This window comes from Brevibacterium picturae (genome assembly GCF_030453725.1).
Lineage (GTDB): Bacteria > Actinomycetota > Actinomycetes > Actinomycetales > Brevibacteriaceae > Brevibacterium > Brevibacterium sandarakinum_A.
Genome location: NZ_JAKDJU010000280.1, coordinates 1 through 2,651, shown reverse-complemented (window position 1 = coordinate 2,651; position 2,651 = coordinate 1). Strand labels below are relative to the sequence as shown.

The following is a 2,651-nucleotide window of genomic DNA, read 5'->3' as shown; positions in this document are numbered from 1 at the left end:
GGGCCGTGAACCGCAGACCGGGTCCTGCCCGGGCCGTATGCGGACGAGTGGACTCATGCCACCCGCTCGCACACAACCCGTTCAGAACCCGGTGTGGACAGCAATGTGCTGATCAGTCGCGCGGCTTCTCACGCATCTCGACGGTCTCGATGATGTCACCGGTCCGCAGATCGTTGAAGCTGCCCAGGCCGATGCCGCACTCGAATCCTTCGCGGACCTCGGTGGCATCGTCCTTGAAGCGGCGCAGGGACTCGATCTTGACCTTGTCCCCGATGACCACTCCATCACGGGTGACGCGAGCCGACGCGTTCCTGGTGATGTGACCATCGCGGACGATGGAGCCGGCGATGTTGCCGAACTTGGAGGACCGGAAGACTTCGCGGATCTCCGCGGTGCCTGTCTGGACCTCTTCGTACTCCGGCTTGAGCATGCCCTTGAGCGAGCTCTCGATGTCGTCGATCGCCTGGTAGATGACCGAGTAGTACCTGACGTCGACGCCTTCGCGTTCGCCCAGGTCGCGAGCCTTCGCTTCCGGACGCACGTTGAAGCCGATGACGATCGCGTTGTCGACCGTCGCCAGGTTGATGTCGTTCTCCGTGATCGCACCCACGCCGCGGTGGATGATGCGCAGGTCGACTTCATCGCCCACATCGATCTTGAGCAGCGAATCCTCCAGCGCTTCGACAGCACCGGACACGTCGCCCTTGAGGATGAGGTTGAGCATGTCGACCTTGCCCTCGGCCAGCGCCTTGGTGAAGTCCTCGAGGCTGATGCGCTTGCGACCGCGAGCCTGAGCTGCGTTGCGCTCGATGGCGTCACGCTTCTCAGCGATCTGACGGGCGGTGCGATCGTCATTTGTGGAGATGAACGAGTCACCGGCGCGCGGCACAGAGGACAGGCCCAGGACCTGGACCGGGCGGGACGGGCCCGCCGCGTCGACGAGCTGGCCGTTCTCATCGAACATCGCACGCACACGTCCGTAGGCGGTGCCGCACACGATGGCATCTCCCTGACGCAGGGTGCCGGATTCGACGAGCACGGTCGCAACCGCGCCACGGCCCTTGTCCAGCTTCGCTTCGATCGCGATGCCGCGGGCGGACTTGTCCGGGTTGGCGCGCAGGTCCAAGGCAGCATCGGTGGTCAACAGCACGGATTCCAGCAACTGGTCGATGCCCTCGCGCTTGAGCGCGGAGATCGGCACGAACATGGTCTCGCCGCCGTATTCCTCGGCAACCAGGTTGTACTCGGTCAGCTGCTGCATGACCTTGGCGGGGTTAGCGCCTTCCTTATCGGTCTTGTTGACCGCGACCACGATCGGCACACCCGCCGCCTGAGCGTGGTTGAGTGCTTCAACGGTCTGCGGCATCACGCCGTCATCGGCCGCGACCACGAGGATCGCGAGGTCCGTCGACTTCGCACCACGGGCACGCATGGCGGTGAACGCCTCGTGACCTGGCGTATCGAGGAAGGTGATCTTGCGATCGGCACCGTCGTGTTCGACCTCTGCCTGGTAGGCACCGATGTGCTGGGTGATTCCGCCGGCTTCGCGGGCTGCCACGTTCGCGGAGCGAATAGCGTCGAGGAGCTTGGTCTTACCGTGGTCGACGTGACCCATGACGGTGACGACCGGTGGACGTGCCGCGAGATCCTCGTCGTCCTCGTCCGCGGCTTCCGCGTCGAGGTCGATGTCGAAGGTCTCGAGCAGCTCACGGTCCTCGTCTTCGGGCGAGACGATCTCGATCTTGTAGCCGAGCTCCTCGCCGAGGACCTCGAATGTTCCCTCGTCCAACGACTGAGTGATGGTCGCCATCTCGCCGAGGTGGAAGAGCACCGTGACGAGGTTCGTCGGATCGGTGTTGATCTTCTCAGCGAAATCGGCCAGTGAGGATCCGCGACGCAGACGTACCGGAGTCGTGCCGTTGCCGCGTGGAACCGAGACGCCGCCGACCGACGGTGTCTGCATCTGTTCGAACTCGGCGCGCTTGGCCCGCTTCGACTTGCGTCCCTTCTGACGGGGACCGCCACCGCGGCCGAATGCACCCTGAGTGCTGCCGCGACCGCGACCTGAGCCACGACCGCCTGGGCCGCCGCCTGGTCCGCGACGACCGGCCGGTGCGCCACCTGGCGCGCCGCCCGGTGCTCCACCGGGTCCGCCGGCGGGGGCGTTTCCGCGTCCTCCGCCCCGGCCGCGGCCGGGAGCCGGCTTATTCAGCGCGGAGTTCTTCATCATCGACGGGTTGGGGCGAGGTGCGCCCGGACGCGGTGCCGGACGTGGACCTGCTGAGCCTTCCTCGCCGGCCGCACGAGGCTTCTCGCCCGGCTTCGGCATCCCCTGCGAATTCGCGAACGGGTTGTTGCCCGGGCGTGCACCCGGTCCGCCCTGTCCGCCTTGGCCGCCGGAGCGGTTGCCGGATTTGGATCCGCCCCGTCCAGCCGGTTTGGGCATGCCCTGTGCCGGAGCGAAGGGGTTGTTTCCGGGGCGAGCCGGCGAACGACCGCCGGGCTTCGGAGCAGCACCTGGCTTCGGTGCGGCCCCGGGCTTCGGAGCGGCACCAGGCTTGGGAGCGGCACCAGGCTTGGGAGCGGCACCTGGTTTCGGCGCGGGTGGAACCGCCCCCCGGGGTGGGGGGGGGCGGGGGGGGTCTGGTGGG

The 2,651-nt window shown here is 66.9% G+C and carries 1 protein-coding gene; it reads right to left on the bottom strand.

Translation table 11 applies throughout. The annotated features are described in order from the left end of the window. Positions 1 to 112 precede the first annotated feature (112 nt). Positions 113 to 2,651: translation initiation factor IF-2 (gene infB / locus L0G76_RS15525; RefSeq protein ID WP_304358039.1), on the bottom strand; the 2,539-nt coding region annotated here is incomplete at its 5' end.